13 protein-coding genes and 4 pseudogenes are annotated in these 16074 nt (G+C 67.8%); 1 reads left to right on the top strand and 16 read right to left on the bottom strand.

Features of this window, described 5'->3' with window-relative positions; genetic code table 11:
- The first annotated feature begins 104 nt into the window (after window positions 1–104).
- Window positions 105–1493 (top strand): wax ester/triacylglycerol synthase domain-containing protein, encoded by a 1389-nt coding sequence (locus ON22_RS22955; protein WP_033242919.1) that lies wholly within the window; start codon window positions 105–107, stop codon window positions 1491–1493.
- 633 nt (window positions 1494–2126) lie between these two features.
- Here ON22_RS22955 and ON22_RS22950 read toward each other — a convergent pair.
- The 16 genes and pseudogenes from ON22_RS22950 to ON22_RS22885 form a co-directional block, all read right to left on the bottom strand.
- Window positions 2127–2441 carry a DUF1918 domain-containing protein gene (locus ON22_RS22950; protein WP_063820644.1) on the bottom strand — a complete coding sequence of 105 codons (315 nt, stop codon included), beginning with the start codon at window positions 2439–2441 and terminating at the stop codon, window positions 2127–2129.
- Between the two features lie 157 nt (window positions 2442–2598).
- A complete protein-coding gene (locus ON22_RS34875; RefSeq protein WP_156052241.1) occupies window positions 2599–3372 on the bottom strand; it encodes a hypothetical protein in 774 nt (257 codons plus the stop codon).
- A gap of 387 nt (window positions 3373–3759) precedes the next feature.
- Window positions 3760–4017 (bottom strand): acyl carrier protein, encoded by a 258-nt coding sequence (locus tag ON22_RS22940; RefSeq protein WP_033242920.1) that lies wholly within the window; start codon window positions 4015–4017, stop codon window positions 3760–3762.
- Between the two features lie 3 nt (window positions 4018–4020).
- Window positions 4021–4383 (bottom strand): annotated as a pseudogene (locus tag ON22_RS38610) (2-oxo acid dehydrogenase subunit E2); the annotation flags it as partial.
- 76 nt (window positions 4384–4459) lie between these two features.
- Window positions 4460–4597 (bottom strand): annotated as a pseudogene (locus tag ON22_RS38605) (dihydrolipoamide acetyltransferase family protein); the annotation flags it as partial.
- 203 nt (window positions 4598–4800) lie between these two features.
- Window positions 4801–5499, bottom strand: a pseudogene (locus ON22_RS38600) (E3 binding domain-containing protein); the annotation flags it as partial.
- 16 nt (window positions 5500–5515) lie between these two features.
- Complete coding sequence (locus ON22_RS22930; RefSeq protein WP_033242921.1) at window positions 5516–6493, bottom strand: alpha-ketoacid dehydrogenase subunit beta; 978 nt, start codon at window positions 6491–6493, stop codon at window positions 5516–5518.
- Window positions 6490–7416 (bottom strand): pyruvate dehydrogenase (acetyl-transferring) E1 component subunit alpha, encoded by a 927-nt coding sequence (gene pdhA, locus ON22_RS22925; protein ID WP_033243137.1) that lies wholly within the window; start codon window positions 7414–7416, stop codon window positions 6490–6492. Before pdhA ends, ON22_RS22930 begins: the two co-directional genes overlap by 4 nt.
- Before the next feature lie 68 nt (window positions 7417–7484).
- Window positions 7485–9302, bottom strand: a pseudogene (acsA, locus tag ON22_RS22920) (acetate--CoA ligase).
- A gap of 33 nt (window positions 9303–9335) precedes the next feature.
- Entirely contained in the window at window positions 9336–10409 is a 1074-nt protein-coding gene (locus ON22_RS34870; protein WP_051157971.1) for a CBS domain-containing protein, read from the bottom strand.
- Between the two features lie 55 nt (window positions 10410–10464).
- A complete protein-coding gene (locus tag ON22_RS22910; RefSeq protein ID WP_033242922.1) occupies window positions 10465–11436 on the bottom strand; it encodes an Acg family FMN-binding oxidoreductase in 972 nt (323 codons plus the stop codon).
- A 65-nt stretch (window positions 11437–11501) separates the two neighbouring features.
- Window positions 11502–12251 carry an SDR family oxidoreductase gene (locus ON22_RS22905; protein ID WP_033242923.1) on the bottom strand — a complete coding sequence of 250 codons (750 nt, stop codon included), beginning with the start codon at window positions 12249–12251 and terminating at the stop codon, window positions 11502–11504.
- A gap of 199 nt (window positions 12252–12450) precedes the next feature.
- On the bottom strand, window positions 12451–13197 hold the full coding sequence (locus ON22_RS22900) for a hypothetical protein (RefSeq protein ID WP_063820643.1): 747 nt from the start codon (window positions 13195–13197) through the stop codon (window positions 12451–12453).
- 77 nt (window positions 13198–13274) lie between these two features.
- Window positions 13275–14234: a 1-phosphofructokinase family hexose kinase gene (locus ON22_RS22895; protein ID WP_231508323.1), complete on the bottom strand. Its 960-nt coding sequence runs from the start codon at window positions 14232–14234 to the stop codon at window positions 13275–13277.
- Window positions 14235–14333: 99 nt separating this feature from the next.
- Entirely contained in the window at window positions 14334–14765 is a 432-nt protein-coding gene (locus ON22_RS22890; RefSeq protein ID WP_033242924.1) for an Hsp20/alpha crystallin family protein, read from the bottom strand.
- 95 nt (window positions 14766–14860) lie between these two features.
- Complete coding sequence (locus ON22_RS22885) at window positions 14861–15883, bottom strand: Acg family FMN-binding oxidoreductase (protein WP_051157970.1); 1023 nt, start codon at window positions 15881–15883, stop codon at window positions 14861–14863.
- Between the last annotated feature and the right edge of the window lie 191 nt (window positions 15884–16074).

Genomic DNA, 16074 nt, shown 5'->3' with positions numbered 1-16074 from the left:
TCCGTGGGCGGTGACCTTCGCCCCTGTCGACCGACTGGATTGCCGAGGCACAGTGAAGACGTCGAGCCCACTCACCCCGCTCAGGTTCAGGAAAGTAGCTGACCATGGGTTCTCGCTCATCCCATATGACCCAATCGGACCTGTTCACCTGGAGCATGGAACAGGACCCGATGCTGCGCTCGACGATCGTGACGATACTGCTGCTGGACGCCGAACCCGACTGGGCGAAACTGGTCCGGATGATCGACCGCGGAACCCGCGTCGTACCACGCTTCCGGCACACCCTGTCGCCGGTGCCACTGAGCCTGGCACCACCACGCTGGAAACCCGACCAGGAATTCGACCTGTTCTGGCATATCCGCCGAGCCACCCTGGCCCGCCCGGCAGATATGGCAGCGGTGCTGGAGTTCGCCCGCACCGAAGCCATGACCGCGTTCGACCCTGCCCGGCCGTTGTGGAAATTCACCCTGTTGACCGGGATGCCCGGCGGCAAATGCGCCGCCGTGCTCACCGTGCACCACAGCCTCACCGACGGCATCGGCGGTATCCAGATCGCCGGAGAAATCCTCGATTTCAGCCGCGAGGGCACAGAACGCGGCCCGATAAAGGTGAGAAACGAACCCGGCACGGGAACCCTCGCCGATATCGTGGCCTGGAACTGGGCCACCGGAACCAGACTTCTCACCGGCAGCATCGCCCGCACGCCGAAACTGATGCGATCCCTGGCCGACCCGATCGGCGCCGTCCGCGGAAGCGCCACACTGGCCACCTTGGTTCTGCGGCTCGCCAGACCCGTCACCAAAACCTTGTCCCCCGTCATGACCGACCGCAGCCTCGGCCGGTACCTGACGGTCCTGCAGTTCCCCTTGAAAGAGCTGTCCGACTCCGCGCTCCGCGTGGAGTGCACCCTCAACGACGCCTTCCTCACCGCGATCGTGCTGGGCCTGCGGGAATACCACGCCCGCTACGACGCCCCGGTCCACCGACTGCGCCTGACGATGCCGATCAGCCTGCGCACACCCGACGACCCGATCGGCGGCAACCGCATCACCCTCGCCAGATTCGCGATCCCCGCCGACACCGACAATGCCCTCAAACAGATGTGGCAGGTGCACACCCTCGTCGAGCGGTGGCGACGCGAACCAGCGATTCCGTTGTCCAACGCGGTGGCCGCTGTGTTCAACCGGATGCCGAGCCGGGTACTCGCGGAAATGCTGAAGCACGTCGACTTCGTCGCCTCCGACGTACCGGGTTCACCGATACCGCTCTACCTCGCCGGCGCCGAAGTCGAACATGTCCATGCCTTCGGTCCCACTCTCGGCACCGCGTTCAACGCCACCCTGCTGTCCCACCTGGGGACCTGCCATATCGGGTTGACCATCGACACCGCGGCCGTCCCCGACATCGCCGATTTCGTCGCGTGTATCGACTCCGGCTTCCGCAAGATCCTCGCGGCCGGCTTGCCGAACAGCAGCCGGGCAATACCACAGTGACCGAGCCCTCCACGTCGCCGGGGAGCTGCACGGCGCAGGGGTCAGGCGAATACCGTGCCGGTGCCGATCGGTGACCATCGACCCCGCGGTGCAGGCGAATGGACCATAGTGCTGCCGCAGCTCGCCCGGAAGACTCGGGTACGAAGCCAGAGCACCTGCGTGAGGCGGGTCCGCACACGCGATGCCCGGCCCATACGGTCGATGACTTCACAGAGAGGAACCGACATGGACTGGCCTACAGCCGCCGTGGTGATCGCAGCGTGATATCGGTCACTATCGTGGTGACAACCATGCTGTCGATCAGGAAACCCTGACAGCCCAACCGTATGCCGACCACCTGAACCTTCCGGTCGGCGACGCCACCGGTGATGGTTGAGACGGCGGAACGGACATCGCTGATCGGTCAATCGTGACCGCTGATGGGCGACGCTGATCTGGCACCGGCGAACCCCGACGCCACCTACGAGCATGTCCGGCTGCGGGGGATCTACTGCCCGACCCGCATCCACTAATCGGGTACCATCTGGTGTGGCTATCGGAGGTACTGCGAGCCATCGGACGCAAGCTTCACCGGCCGTCGCCTCGTACGCACTCGAGCCGACACGATGCCGGGTGCAAAGCCCTATATCGGGTTCACCGACCGACGGCGCCGGAGGTCACCGCTTCAGCCACGCCGGTCCACGGCGACGCAGCGGGCTCCTCGGGTTCGTGGCCTCCGAAGAGGAAGTGACGCGCCGCCAGCCGCTGGCTCGCGTGCAGATCCTCACTGGTGACCACGTGCGCATCCGGTCCGGGGAAGATCAGAGCCCGCCGCCCGGTATCGATCCAGTGGACCAGATACGGCGGGCCACCGTCGCGCCCATGTACTTCCTCGATGAGCCCGCGTTGTATACCGCCGCCCACTGATCCGCATTCGATGACCAGCCAGTCCCCGACCTGCGCTCGCATCGGATCGGTCCTTTCTCGTGTCCACCGAATAAGCTGCTACGGAAATCCACAATTCCTGGCCCCCGGCTGCTTGCCCAGTGCCGGCGGTCCCCACCCGCGGCGACTTTCGCCCCGGGCTCATGGTCTGCATGTCGCAGGCGAACGAGCCGAGCGAATATCAGCGGTCTGCAGCGGGCGCATCAGAGCTCGGCTGCAGCCGAGGATTTCCGGGTATGTGCAGCAGGGCAAATGCCCGGACGAGATCCACCACTGCCCGTCCTGCGGGATAGCCCGCACCGATGCGGCCTCGCGTTGCTGTTCTCCCGGCGTGGACGAGAGTGTCCGAGGGGGCACCCGCTGAGCGGGGTATGACGGGGTGGAGGTGTGCCTCGGCAAGAACGTGAAGCAGGTACACGCCGGTGATCACAGCAACCACCGCGCCCCGCAGCAGCACTGCCGCCACCACCGAGATCGTCGCCGCGGTGACGGTCATCGCCGCGCTGACCCGTACCGGTTGCGCGACGGCTACGAAGACGGTTGCGCCCATGATCCACGCTACGGCGTTGGCCCATATCCACAACACGGCTTGGTCCGACCACCGCCGCAGGACGAACCATTGGCCGACCCCGAGCGCGAACGTCACGGACACGATCCCCGCGGCTACGAGCGGAACCTGGCCGACGGCGGGCAGGTTTCCCACTCGTTCCCCATGAACGACGACCAGCGCGAGTACCGCCCACTCCACCACGGCAGCCACTGCCGAAACAGCAGTCCATTTGCGGACAGGGAACGAACTCAGCCAGCGGCGGAGAACAACAGCCTGCGCGCCGGCCAGCACGACTGCGCCCACTGCCCCGGCCGGCACCATCATCGCCGCCGGCTTCCACGGGGCGACCACCATCGAGAAGGTGGCCACGGGAACCGCCCATGCTGCGGCCGCTCCCACGGTCACCAGGGCCACCCACCGTCGCCGCAGCTCGCCGGCCGAGCCTCTGAAGCCGATACCGGACCGGGCAGGAGACGGGGTGCCATCTGCGGGGGGTCGCCGGTCACGGGTGCGTGGAGGATCGTTGCGCCGCTCGCCTGCATCCATACGTCGTCCCGGGGTCGTGGTGAACTGTGACGATCCCGATACTTCGCCTGTCGGTGGTATTCGGCACAGAAACCAACGTCACCGACACGATTGCCGAACGGAACCGGATCGTGGTGACCACACGGTCACAGTCGGGACTTTGGTCCTCCCTGCCTCCTGGCATGCTTCTTTCCTGGGTTGCAGGGGCGGGCATCGGGCGCCGTAGCCGGCAGTGGTAGCTGCCGGTAGCCGCTGGGAAACCAGCTTCTATCGGCGGTCGGTGAGGAAATCGGCGCAGGAATCAATGGTTGCCAGACTCGGGTAATCGTCCTCGTCGATTCGGCGGCCGCTGCCGGCGGAGAGCCGTTCGACGAAGGTGAGGAAGTCGATCGAGTCGAGTTCGAGCGTGCTACGCAACGACTGGTGTTCGTCGAGGCCGGTGATTTCGTCCTGGGTGGCGAAGCCTTGCAGGGATCGGCGCACCAGGGCGAGTGCTTCGGCTCGTGAGGTGATTCCAGCGGTCATGATCTACAACTCCTCCGGATGCTGTAGGTAGTCGGTGATGCAATGCAGGAACCGTGCACCCACGGCGCCGTCGCTGGCTCGGTGGTCCGCGGACAAGGTTGCGGTCACCTGCGGGCGGACCCCGACCAGGCCGGCCACCGCGCAGGGCCGTTCGGTCACCGCACCGAATCCGATGATCGCGACCTGCGGGACCGGGATCACACCGAACACCGCGTCCGCTCCGAGATCGCCGAGGTTGGTCACTGTGATGGTGGCCTGCGTGGTGTCGCGGGAACGTAATCGGCTGCTGCGGGTCCGGGCGACCAGCCCGCGCATGGCCTGCATCATCTGCGTGGGCGAGAGCCGGTCGGCGTCGGGGATGGTGGGCACCAGGATTCCGCCCCCCGCGCAGCGACACCACCGTGCCCAGATGGACATCCGACGCCGGCTGGAATCGGTCGTCGCTCCAGAATCCGTTGAGTTCGGGAACGGCGCGCGCTGCCCGGGCCACAGCGCACAGCAGCAGCGCCGAGACCACGATTCGTTCGGATACCGGTGCTTGTTCGTTGATGCGGCGCAGCGCGCGGGTGGCCTCCTCCATATCGACGACGCTCGACAGATGTAGTGGGGCACAGTGCGTTTCGATCGCGTCATCGCCGCGGCGATCAGCTGCCGGGCGGCGGTGGGATCGTGCGGTGGATTCTGTGCGGTCTTCCCGGCGTCGTCGGCGATGGCCGACGGTATCTGTGGTTGTCCGGTAACGGGTTCCGGCGCCCGACCACCGGTGGGGAGGTCGCGGGCGCGTACCGCGCCGTCCGGGCCGGACCCGGTGACCCCGGCAAGCTCGACCCCCGACGCATGTGCCACGCGGCGCGCGTACCCCGATGCGGGCCCGGTATACGGTTTCGCCACGCTGACCCCGGTAGCGCGCGTGGGGGCGGTGGCGCGGTCGGTGGGCGCCGGGCCGGGGCCGCCGTTGGGGGGGCTCGGTGGATGTGATGAGGCGCCGGTCTTGGCGCGTTCGATGTCGGCTCGCATGACCCGCCCACCGGGGCCGCTGCCGGGGACGGCAGCGATGTCGATCCCTGCCTCGGCAGCGAGCTTCCTGATCAGGGGTGTGGCGCGGTGATCGCGCTCGGACCCATCACTGCGCGGCGGGGCGGCCGGGTGGGCGGTTGGTCCTTGTGCGGCCGTTGGCGGCAGAGGGGCCGTTCCGAAGCCGTCGGTCGGTGCCGGCTCGGCATCACCATGCGCCGGTGGTGAGGTGTCTGGGGCGGGTTCTGCCGTGGTAGCGATGGTCGCCAGGGGTGTTCCGACGGCAACCGTGGCGCCTTCTGTCACGAGGATTTCTGTGAGGACGCCGTCGTCGAAGCTTTCCACCTCGATGGCTGCTTTCGTGGTGTCGATCTCGGCGACGATGTCTCCGGTGTGCACCCTCTGGCCGGGGCGCACGAACCAGTGCAGCACCGTTCCTTCGACCATATCCGCACCCAGGGAAGGCATCCGGAATTCGGCCATCTCACCTCACCACCGCGTGCACGGCCTCGACCACGGCCGCCGGTGAGGGCAGGGCCGCTTCCTCGAGCTGGCGGGCGTAGGGGATCGGCACGTCGGCGGTGCATACCCGGCGGATCGGGGCGTCGAGCTCGTAGTAGGCGTGTTCGGCAGTCGCCGCGGCGATTTCGGCGGCGATCCCGACCCGGCCCCAGCCTTCGTCCACGATCACCAGCCGGTGTGTGCGTGCCACCGAGCCCACGATTGTGTCCGTGTCGAGCGGTCGTAGTGTGCGCAGGTCGATGACTTCGGCGGCAATATCGGTGTCGGCGAGCCGGTCGGCGGCGGCCAGCGCGGTGCGCAGGGTGCCTCCGTAGGCGACGATGGTGACGTCGCTGCCCGGGCGGGCGGTCGCGGCGGTGTCGATACCGATATCGGTGATGGTGTCCGGTTCGGGGAGTTCGCCGCTGCTGTTGTACAGCGCGATCGGTTCGAAGATCACGACGGGGTCCGGGTCCTGCAGGGCCGGCCACAGCATGGCCCGGGCGTCGGTCATCGTCGCCGGTGACAGGACGCGCAGTCCGGGGAGGTGGGCGTAGAAGGCTTCGAGGCTGTGGGAATGCTGTGCCGCGAGTTGACGTCCGGCGCCGGTGGCCATGCGGATGACCAGCGGCACACCGATCTGCCCACCCGACATATGCCGCAGCGTGGCGGCGTTGTTGAGGATCTGGTCCAGGGCGAGCAGGCTGAAGTTTCCGGTCATGATCTCCACGATTGGGCGCATCCCCGCGATTGCGGCACCGATACCCGCGCCGACGAACGCGGATTCGCTCAACGGGGTGTCGCGGATGCGGCGCGGACCGTAGGCGTCGAGCAGGCCGCGGCTGACGCCGAAGCAGCCGCCGTAGGCGCCCACGTCCTCGCCCATCAGGAACACCCGCTCGTCGCGGTCCAGGGCCTCACGCAGCGCCTCGGTCAATGCCTGCCAGTAGGTGGTGGTCATGTCCGCTCCGCATACACGTGGCGGGTCAGGTCGGTGACGGGTTCTTCGGGGGCGTTTTCGGCGGCGGTGATCGCCGCATCTATTTCGGCGTCGATCGCGGACTGCAACTCCGCATACCGGTGGTCGTCGATGAGCTCGGCAGCGCGTAGCTGTGCGGTCAGGCGCGGGATGGGGTCGCGGGCTTTCCACTGGTCGATCTCGGCCTTGTCGCGGTAGCGGTCGGCGTCGTAGAGCGAATGCGCCCGGAAGCGGTAGGTGCGACATTCCAGGAAGCAGGGTCCTGCGCCACCGCGGATCATCTGTATCGCCCGTCGCGACGCCGCCGCTACCGCCTCGGCGTCCATTCCGTCCACCGGCCACGCCGCCATGCCGTAACCGGCGGCACGGAGGGCGAGGTCGGTGTTGGCGTGTTCGCGGCGCAGCGCGGTGCCCATGGCGTATTGATTGTTTTCGCATGCGAAGAGCAGCGGCAAGTGCCACAGTGCTGCCAGGTTCGCGCACTCGGGGAATTCGCCCTCGGCGAACGCGCCGTCGCCGAACAGGCATACGGTGACGCGCGGCGCGCCGGCCATGGCGTCGGCCAAGGCGATCCCGACCGCAAGCGGCAGTCCGCCGGCGACGATGGCGTTGCCGCCGTAGAAGCGTCGCCCGGCGTCGAACAGGTGCATGGAGCCGCCGCGGCCGCCGCTGCAGCCGGTGGTGCGGCCGAACATTTCCGCCATCACCGCCGTCATCGGTATGCCGCGCGCCAGTGCGTGTCCGTGCTCGCGGTAGGCCGACACCACTGCGTCGTCGGTGTCGAGTTCGCCGAGCAGGCCCGCGGCGACGGCCTCCTCCCCGATGTAGAGATGCAGGAAACCGCGGATCTTTTCGGCGCTGTAGAGCTGGACGCAGCGTTCTTCGAAACTGCGGATTCGTAGCATCTGCTGCAGTAATCCGAGCCCGTACGCAGGGTCGGTGTGGTCGAGGTCGGCCGGGTGTTCGGTGATGGTCACGGCAGCGCCTCCAAGGTCGATACGTCGCCTTCGGGGAGTCCGAGTTCGCGGGCGCGCAGTAACCGCCGCATCACCTTGCCGCTGCGCGTATGCGGGAGAGTGTCGACGAACTCGACCTCTTTGGCGGCGACCGCGCCGAGGGCGCGGCGGCCGAAAGCGATCAGCTCGTCGTGCAAGGCCTCGGTCGGTGTATAGCCGGGGCGCAGCAGCACGAACGCCTTCACCAGTTGCCCGGCCAGGGGGTCGGGGACCCCGATGACGCCGGCTTCGGCGACGGCCGGGTGCGCCATCAACGCGCTTTCCACTTCGAACGGCCCGACCAGATGTCCCGCGGACTTGATCACGTCGTCGGCGCGGCCGACGAACCAGTAGTAGCCGTCGGCGTCGCGGCGGGCCAGGTCACCGGACAGATACCAGGGCCCGGCGAACGATTTCTCATAGCGTTGCGGCTGCTGCCAGTACTCGCGGAACATCGACGGCCAGCCGGTGCGCAGCGCCAGCTCACCGATCTCGTCGACATTGGCCTGGACGACGTCCCCATCGACCAGGGTGCGGCCGTCGGGTCCGCGGCGCAGGATCGTGGCGTGCACGCCCGGCAGCGGGCGCCCCATGGAACCCGGCCGGACCTGTTCGGCCGCGAGATTGGCGATCATGATCGCGCCGGTCTCGGTCTGCCACCAGTTGTCGTGCACAGGACGGCCGAATGCGCGTTGCCCCCACACGACGACTTCGGGATTGAGTGGCTCACCGACGCTGGCGATGAAACGCAGCCGCGACAGATCGGTACCGCGCGGCAGCGCGTCGCCCTAGCGCATCAGCATGCGCAAGGCGGTGGGCGCGGTGTACCAGACGGTGACCTGCTCCGCGGTCAGGATGTCATACCAGCGGCGGGTGTCGAATTCGGCCTCGTCGCTGATCAATGTGGCGCCCAGGCTCAACGGCGCGATCACACCGTAGGACATCCCGGTGACCCAGCCGGGGTCGGCGGTGCACCAGAACACGTCCCCGCCCCGCAGGTCCAGGGCATAACGTGCGGTCACTCGATGCGCCAGAACCGCATTGTGCACATGCACGGCACCTTTCGGTGTTCCTGTGGTGCCGCTGGTGAAATGCAGCAGCGCCGTCTCCTGGGGATCGGTGCGGACGATGGTGTAGTCGGGTGAGGCGGCGGCCATGGCCGCCTGGAGGTCGACGACACCGTCGTCGCACCCCTGCCCGGTGTCGTTGTCGGTGTCGGCGATCAGAACATGGCGCAGTGCAGGCAGTTCCCGCCGGATCGGTGCGACTTTGCGCCGGTAGTGGGCGCGTGTGGTGACGAGTACTTCGGCGCCGGCGAGGGCCATGCGCTGGCGCACGGGTTCGGGGCCGAAGGCGGAGAACAACGGTGAGACGATGCAACCGGCCTTCCAGGTTCCGAGAGCAGCGATGTACAGCTGCGGGCTGCGTCCGAGCAGGGTGCATACGCGCGTGCCGCGCCTGACGCCGAGCGTGTCCAGGACACCGGCGAATCGATTGCTCGATGCCGCCAGATCCGCATAGGTCAGGGTGACCCGCCCGCCGGTGGCGCGTAGCCAATGCAGCGCCGGCGCGGCGGCCCGGGGTGTGTTCAGGTGACGGTCAACGGCTTCGTGGGCGATGTTGACCGCGCCGCCGGGCAGCGTGGACAGTTCGCCGGCGGCGCTGTCCCAGTCGAATTCCGTGCAGGCACGACGGTAGTCGGTGAGATTGGCCTGCCCACGCAGGGCGGCCGGCTTGTCGATGGGCGGCCAGCGGGTGGGCGCAGGCGCTGCGCTGCTGTGATGTACCGAGTTCATACCATCCTCCGTGACCGGCCAGGCAAGCCCGGGTTATCGGCGGTTGCTGTCTGTCGCCGGTGTGCTGTACCGGTGTTTCACCAAGGCCCCGGCCGCGGCGCGTGGGAGACGCCGGGCGATATCGGCTTCGGAAACGATCCCGACCGGGCGACCGTGGGCGAGAACCGGTACCCGGCGCAGCCGGTGTCCGCGCATGACGGCCACCACGTCGTCGATATGCTGGTCGGCCTGCGCCGTGACCACGGTGCGGGTAGCGACGACATCGACCGTCGTGGCTTGCGCATCGAGTCCGTCGGCCACACAGCGCAGCACCAGATCGCGATCAGTGACGATTCCGGTGACAGTCCCCGCGGTATCGACGACGAGCAGTGTCCCGACGTCGTCGGCGCGCATCCGGGCTGCGGCCGCAGCCACCGATTTCTCGCCGTCGATGCTGTGCACTCCGGCGTGCATCAGGGCGCGAGCGGTATCGGCGATCAGCAGATTGCGCACCTCGACGACGCCGTCCACCGCGGCGACCAAGGAACCGATGAGACCGATCATGGCCGCCTCGACCGCGCCCCTGAGGGTGACGACGCCGGCATGCACCTCGACCGTCACCGCGGCCGCCGGCAGCCACAACGCACGGCGTAACACGTCGTCCTCGATCAGCTGCGCCAACTCCTCGTCCGGGCGTAGATACACTGCGAGGACATCTCTGCGGCTGACGATCCCGACCATGTCGCCGCCGGAGTCGATGACCGGTGCGCAGCGGAGGTCGTGGCGGGCCAAGGTCGCCGCGGCCGCCGATACACGAGCATCGGACATGACCGTGATCACCAGTGCGGTCATCAACTGGGCGGCGGTGAGCGCTTCGCTTTTGCGTGCGAATGCCTTCTTCCACAGCACGGCCCACACGGTGCCCGTGATCGGGCCGCCGAGGCGGGACTGCCTGGCGAGCAGGTCGGCCTCGGTCACCATTCCCACGCACCGATGGCGGGCATCGAGGACAGGTACGCCGCTGATTCCGTGCCGGGCCAGTAGTTGCACGATCTGATGGAACGGTGTGTCCACGCCGACGCTGACCACATCTCGGGTCATCACGTCGGCCACCGTTGTGTGCCTCATCGCGCGGATCCTCTCTGGCGTCCGGGTGCGCCGATGCGGCCCGGTGCGGGCGGTGTCACAGCGGCTTGACCATGTGGGTGAGGGCCCGGCGCGGGGTGACCGGGACCGAGGGCGCGCGGGTGGAGGCCCATCCGACGCGGATGACGATCTGCGGGTAGCTGTTTGCGTGCAGGACATCGGCGCCCACCTGTTGCCGGGTGTCACCGATTTCGAACGGTTCGGACAACGGGCAGGTCGCAAGACCCAGCTCGGTGGCCGAAAGCAGTACGGCGCTGGTGGCCTCTCCGGCTTGCAGCCGCGGCAGCCGGTCATCGGTGCGGGTGTGCACCAGCAGCAAGTGCGCACCGTCGATCGTGTCGTCGACCACCTGTTGCATGGTGGGCCCGCGGAATTCGCGGGTGAGCGGGTCGGTGGCCACGACCGCGTTGCGGGCGGGAACACCGTCGGCGGTGGCGTAATGCCCGCTCCACCGCGACAGTTCGGCGCGGTAACCGTCATCGTGGTGATGCCGGTCGGCCGCGCGAGTGAACGCCTCACGCAATACGCTGCGCTGCCGCTCCTCGGTCACATCCAGGGCGTCGGCCCCTTCGTCGGTGGCAGCAGCGAGCAACGTGGCGATATGGCCGGGTGACACCTGCCATGAGGTGACCCGCCGGCGGTCGGTGTGACGGCGGTTGATGGCGCGCGCCAATTGCAGTACATCGGAATCCGGTGTGGCCCGGACGAACTCGATCGACGCCAGATGCTGCGGGTCGTCGGGATTGGGCAACCTGTGCACGATGGTGCGCCAACCGAGCGAATGCGCGGCGATGCGGAAGTGATGCAGCACCGCGCCGCAGCTGAGCAGCAGATCCCGGGAGTCGGGGTCGGTGAAGGGCAGGTGCCTGCTGGTGTCGGCGTACAGGTGGACCGTGCTGCCGCCCAGGCGCCACAGCCAGGGTTGGCTGTTGTGCACCGACGGCGCCCGGCTGGCCAGCGCCAGCGCCGAGTGGACGGTTTCGGGGCCGGGTACGCTGCTACCGGTCATCGTGGGGGTTTCCTTCCGGTGGGATCGAGTTCGTACCGCAGCCCGCGGCTCGGGCGGGGTCGGGTTCAGGAGACGTCGGCCAGATCCAGTGTCTGGCCGGCCGTGGCGCCGCCGTCGCAGACGAATTCCGAGCCGGTGGAAAACGTTGCCTCGGTGACCAGGAACCGCACCATGGCCGCGACCTCGTCGGGTTCGCCGAAACGGGGCAGCGGTTGATGGGCGGCGGTGGATTCGGGCAGCGCGGCGGTCATCGGGGTGTGGATCGGTCCGGGGTGCACCGAGCACACCCGCACACCGCCGGGTCCGAGTTCGAGCGCCGCGGCTTTGGTGAGCCCGCGCAGCCCCCACTTGCTGGCCACGTAGCCGCCGACTCCCGCGTATCCGATGAGACCGGCGGTCGAGGAGATATTGACGATCACCCCGCCCCCGGCGGCGCGTATCGCGGGCGCACACACGTGCATACCCAGCCACGAACCGTAGAGATTGACATCCACGACATGTCGGAACATGGCGGGCGACTCGGCCTCCACACCGGCGAAATCGACGATGCCGGCATTGTTGATCAATACTGCCAGGGGACCGTAGGTGGCCTCGGCGTCGCTGAGCACCTGCCGCCACTGCGTCTCGTCGGTGACATCGAGTTTGCGGAAGATCGCAGCCTCGCCCATCCGGTCGGCGAGTTCGCTGCCCTCCTGCTCGAGGATGTCGGCGGCCACGACACCGAGATCTTCCTTGGCGAGTGACCGGACCACGGCAGCGCCGATACCGCGTGCGCCGCCGGTGACGATTGCACTGCGACCCGAGAACGTATCCATGTCGGCTACCTCCCTCGCAGGGACCATTGCAGTTCCAAGCCTCGTCCCGCGCACGACTGTGTGGACACGGGCGAAAGTCACTTCTTCGCCGTTCCTACGACCCCGCCGGCTTTCCGTTGTTCTGCGCGGCCCTCGCTGTGTGGCGCGTGGGCAGGACGGTGGACGGCGCAATCCTGGCCTGCATTGAGGACCATGGGACTCAGTGGGGTATCGGCGCGGCACGATCCGCGATCTGCTCGGGCCGGGTTGTCACGGCCGTGGCCGGCACTGCGGGCTCGGCGCTGCCTGCGGTGGTTCGGACCCGCTGCGCCAGGTTGTGGAACTGACGTGCCTGCATGATCAAGTGAGCGGGTTCCCCGAACAACCAGTCGAACACCGCGGTAACGGCACGGGGCCCGTCCCGGCCGACGGTGCGCACAACCAGCCGGGTCTCGTTTCCGGGCAGTTCGCGCAGGTGAAAGCCCCACACTCCGCGGGCGAAGGCGCGTGGGTCGGGTTCGGCCGGGTCCAGCGGCCGACCGCTGGGCAGTGCGTAATCACTGCGCAGCACCAATGTCGAGGGATACTCGGCCAGAGCGACGGTGAAGTAGACGGTGCCGTCGACGGTTGCATAGACCCGATCACCGGGACGCAGATCCTGCCACTGTTCGATGATCTCGGAGGCGCTGGCCCGGCCGTCGTTGTCCAGCTGGTCCCAGCTGTACCAGCCGGCTCGGTCCGCGCCCATCTGCACCAACCATGGCCAGACCGCGGCGGGCGGCCCGGGAAGGGTCGTCGCCATGGTCGACCGTGAACAGGGGCGGTTGATCAGATCGTCGCCGGGATAGGTTGCCGCCAACTCGTCGTCGGTCGCGCCCCAGCGCAGCATGCGCCTTCGCAGCAGCAGCGCCGCTGCGGCGCCGGCGGTGGCGGTCGCGGCGGATATCGACAAGACCGAGGAACGCATTGAGACTCCTTTTACGAAATGGGTTGTCCTTGGATGCCGCGGCGGTCGATGTCGCTGTCGTGCACGGCGGCCGGTGGTCAATCCGCGCTGCGCGACAGCGGTGCCGGTGTCGCGGTGCGCGCATCGAGGAGGTTGGCGATGACGTCGGGGGGGCCGGGGTTGGTGCCGTGGGTCACCAGCGAGGCCGATGCTGCGGCGATCCCCAGTTCCATCGCGTCCATGGTGTCGAGCCCGCGGGCGAACCCCACGGTCAGGCCCGCAACCATCGCATCGCCGGCGCCGGTGGCGTTGGCGACCGCGACCGGTGTCGCCGGTACCGTGTCCCACCGGTCCCGGCCGACCACGAGTGCGCCGTCGGGACCGAGCGATACCACCACGAGCTCGCTGACACCACCGGTGATCAGTTCCCGTGCCGCGGTGATCCGGCTGTCCCTGTCGGGGAGAGGGTGTCCGACGTAGTGGGCGAGTTCGCGTGCGCTCGGCTTCACCAGATACGCGCCGTGGCGCATCTGTCGCAGTGCCTCACCGGAGGTGTCGAGTATGAACCGGCTGCCTGCCCGCGCCACCCGGGTGGCCAGCGCTTGATAGAAGTTGCTGGGCACACCGGGCGGGAGGCTTCCGCTGGCCACCACGTACCGGGCAGAGCGTGCGGCGTCGATCGCGGTGTCCAGGCAGCGGCTCCACTCGGGCGGGGTCAACGTCGGGCCGGGCAGAACGAACCGGAACTGCTGGCCGGATTCGTTGTCGGTGACCGAGAAGCTTTCCCGCGTCGACCCGTCGATCGAAATGATTCGACACGGTACTGCGGCACCTTCCAGCAGGTCTTCCAACACTGTTCCGGTGGAGCCGCCGACGGGCAGCACCGCCAGCACCTGCTCACCGAGCGCGAGCACCGTTCGGGCGACGTTGATACCGCCGCCGCCCGGATCCATTCGCGGCTGCGCACAACGCATCTTCCCCGTCGCGGTAACACGGCCGGTGGAGGTCGACAGGTCGATCGTCGGATTCATCGTCACCGTGACAATGGGCGCCACCATCGCCTCCTGAACACCTGGGTGCCCCGCGCCGGGGATGCCGGGAACCGCGGGGCTGGCTCGTGTCGGGTTCCCGGCTGTTCATCTGAGCGGCGGGCGCGCCTACTCGCCCTGCTTCACCTGGACCTTCTTTGCTTCGCTGGTCGGTTCGGAGACCGGCACCGACACCGTCAGGATGCCTTTCGCATAGCCGGCTTCGATCGCGTCCTCGTCTGCGCCCTGAGGCAGGGTGACGGTGCGGACGAAGGAGCCGTAGCTGAATTCCGACCGGCCTTTCTCCTCATGCTTTTCCGAGCGTTCGGCCTTGATGGTCAATTGGCCGTCTCGTACGGAGACCTCCACGTCCTTGTCCGGGTCCACGCCCGGGATCTCGGCACGGACCACGTAATGGCCGTCATCGACGGTGTCCTCGACGCGTAACAGGTGGGTGCCGAACATCGATGCCAGGCCCGCGGCCGGAGCCAGTGAGTTCCAGACGTCGGTGAAGTCAGGCAGTAACGAATGCTGTTGGCGGTGTGCAGGGATGAGGCTCATTACTCCTCCTGGTCGATGGTTGTCGGGTGACACTGTTCGATTCCACGCCGCCACGACATTCGCGTATAGGGACAGCGGTCACCTCTGGCAGAGACTCAGGTCGCCGCGGTCGAGGACCGGTCCTGCCCCGGGGCGGGGCTTTCGGTGCCGGTGTCGAGTACCGACTCCAGCGGCAGGCGCGGGGTAGGTGGCGGCGGGGGCGCGGTGGCCTGCCCGATTCGTACCAGGACTTGGGGATAGTCCAGACCCAGCAGGTCGCTCACCATTGCCCGCACCGACGGGGTTTCGGTGACGTGGGTCAGCGTGCAGCTCGCCATCGCCTCGACCGTGCATTCGAGCAGCAGCTGCGACAAGGCCCGCCCACAGGCAAGGACCGATTCCACGGTGTCGTTGTCGCTGGAGAGCACCACGATCGTGGCGCGGTCCTCGGTCGTGGGTTCAGGGCCCGCACCGGCAGCGCCGAGCGGGAACATCCGGCCGGCCGCCACCTTGTCCGCGGCCTGGGCCGTTGCCCGGGCAGACACAGGGATACCGGCATAGGGTCGCCAGGTGTCGCCGGCCCATCCATGTAGTTCTTCTTGATATCGCGGATCGGATCGGCGTAACGCGGCCGCTGTATCCGAGATCCGGTCCAGGTCGCGGTACTGGGATCGGTCCAGCACCTGCAGGTGGGTGCCGAAGTTGCGGCACAGTGTCCGCAGCACCACCTCCAGGCCTATCCACGCGTAGGGCGGGGCGAACGGCAGCCGATCGGTGTAGCGGGTGTCGATCGCGGCGCCGAGCAGCTCGTCGGCCTCCAAGGGCGCATGGCGGCCACGAAACGACAGCGACGCCACATGCGTCCGGTCCAGCGGGTCGGGAAACACCGACGCCTGCATTTCCCACCCCAATGCCGCACCTGCTACCTGGGCATGGTCGAGCGCGGCGCCGCAGGCGATGATCCCTTGCCGGTTGAACGCATCGGTGTAGGGCAGCAACCGACGATCATCGACATACAGCCGCAAAAATTCCCCGTTCCAGGTCCACCGCCACGGTTGGCTGTTGTGCAGCGACGGCGCGCGACACGCCCGGGCTACAACCTTGCGCACTGTCTGCACATCGGGGTTCGCGGCGACCATATCCCTCTCCTCGGGTGACCGAGCCGATCGTTTCTCTCTCAGAGTGGCCGTCGGCGGGCAGACTCGGGCAGAGCCCACCGGCCTATATCGCCGGCCGGCAGAAGCCGGTCGTGTCCTCACAACTCGTGACCTTCGGCCGTGTCGTTCGTCCCACCGAGTCCTCGCGAAACAGACCCCGGGTCCGAGAGCGC

Origin of the sequence: Nocardia carnea NBRC 14403 (assembly GCF_000308515.1) — a bacterium.
GTDB classification, from domain to species: domain Bacteria; phylum Actinomycetota; class Actinomycetes; order Mycobacteriales; family Mycobacteriaceae; genus Nocardia; species Nocardia carnea.
Note: the sequence above shows the minus strand (reverse complement) of the source record. Positions and strands in the feature narration are given on the sequence as shown.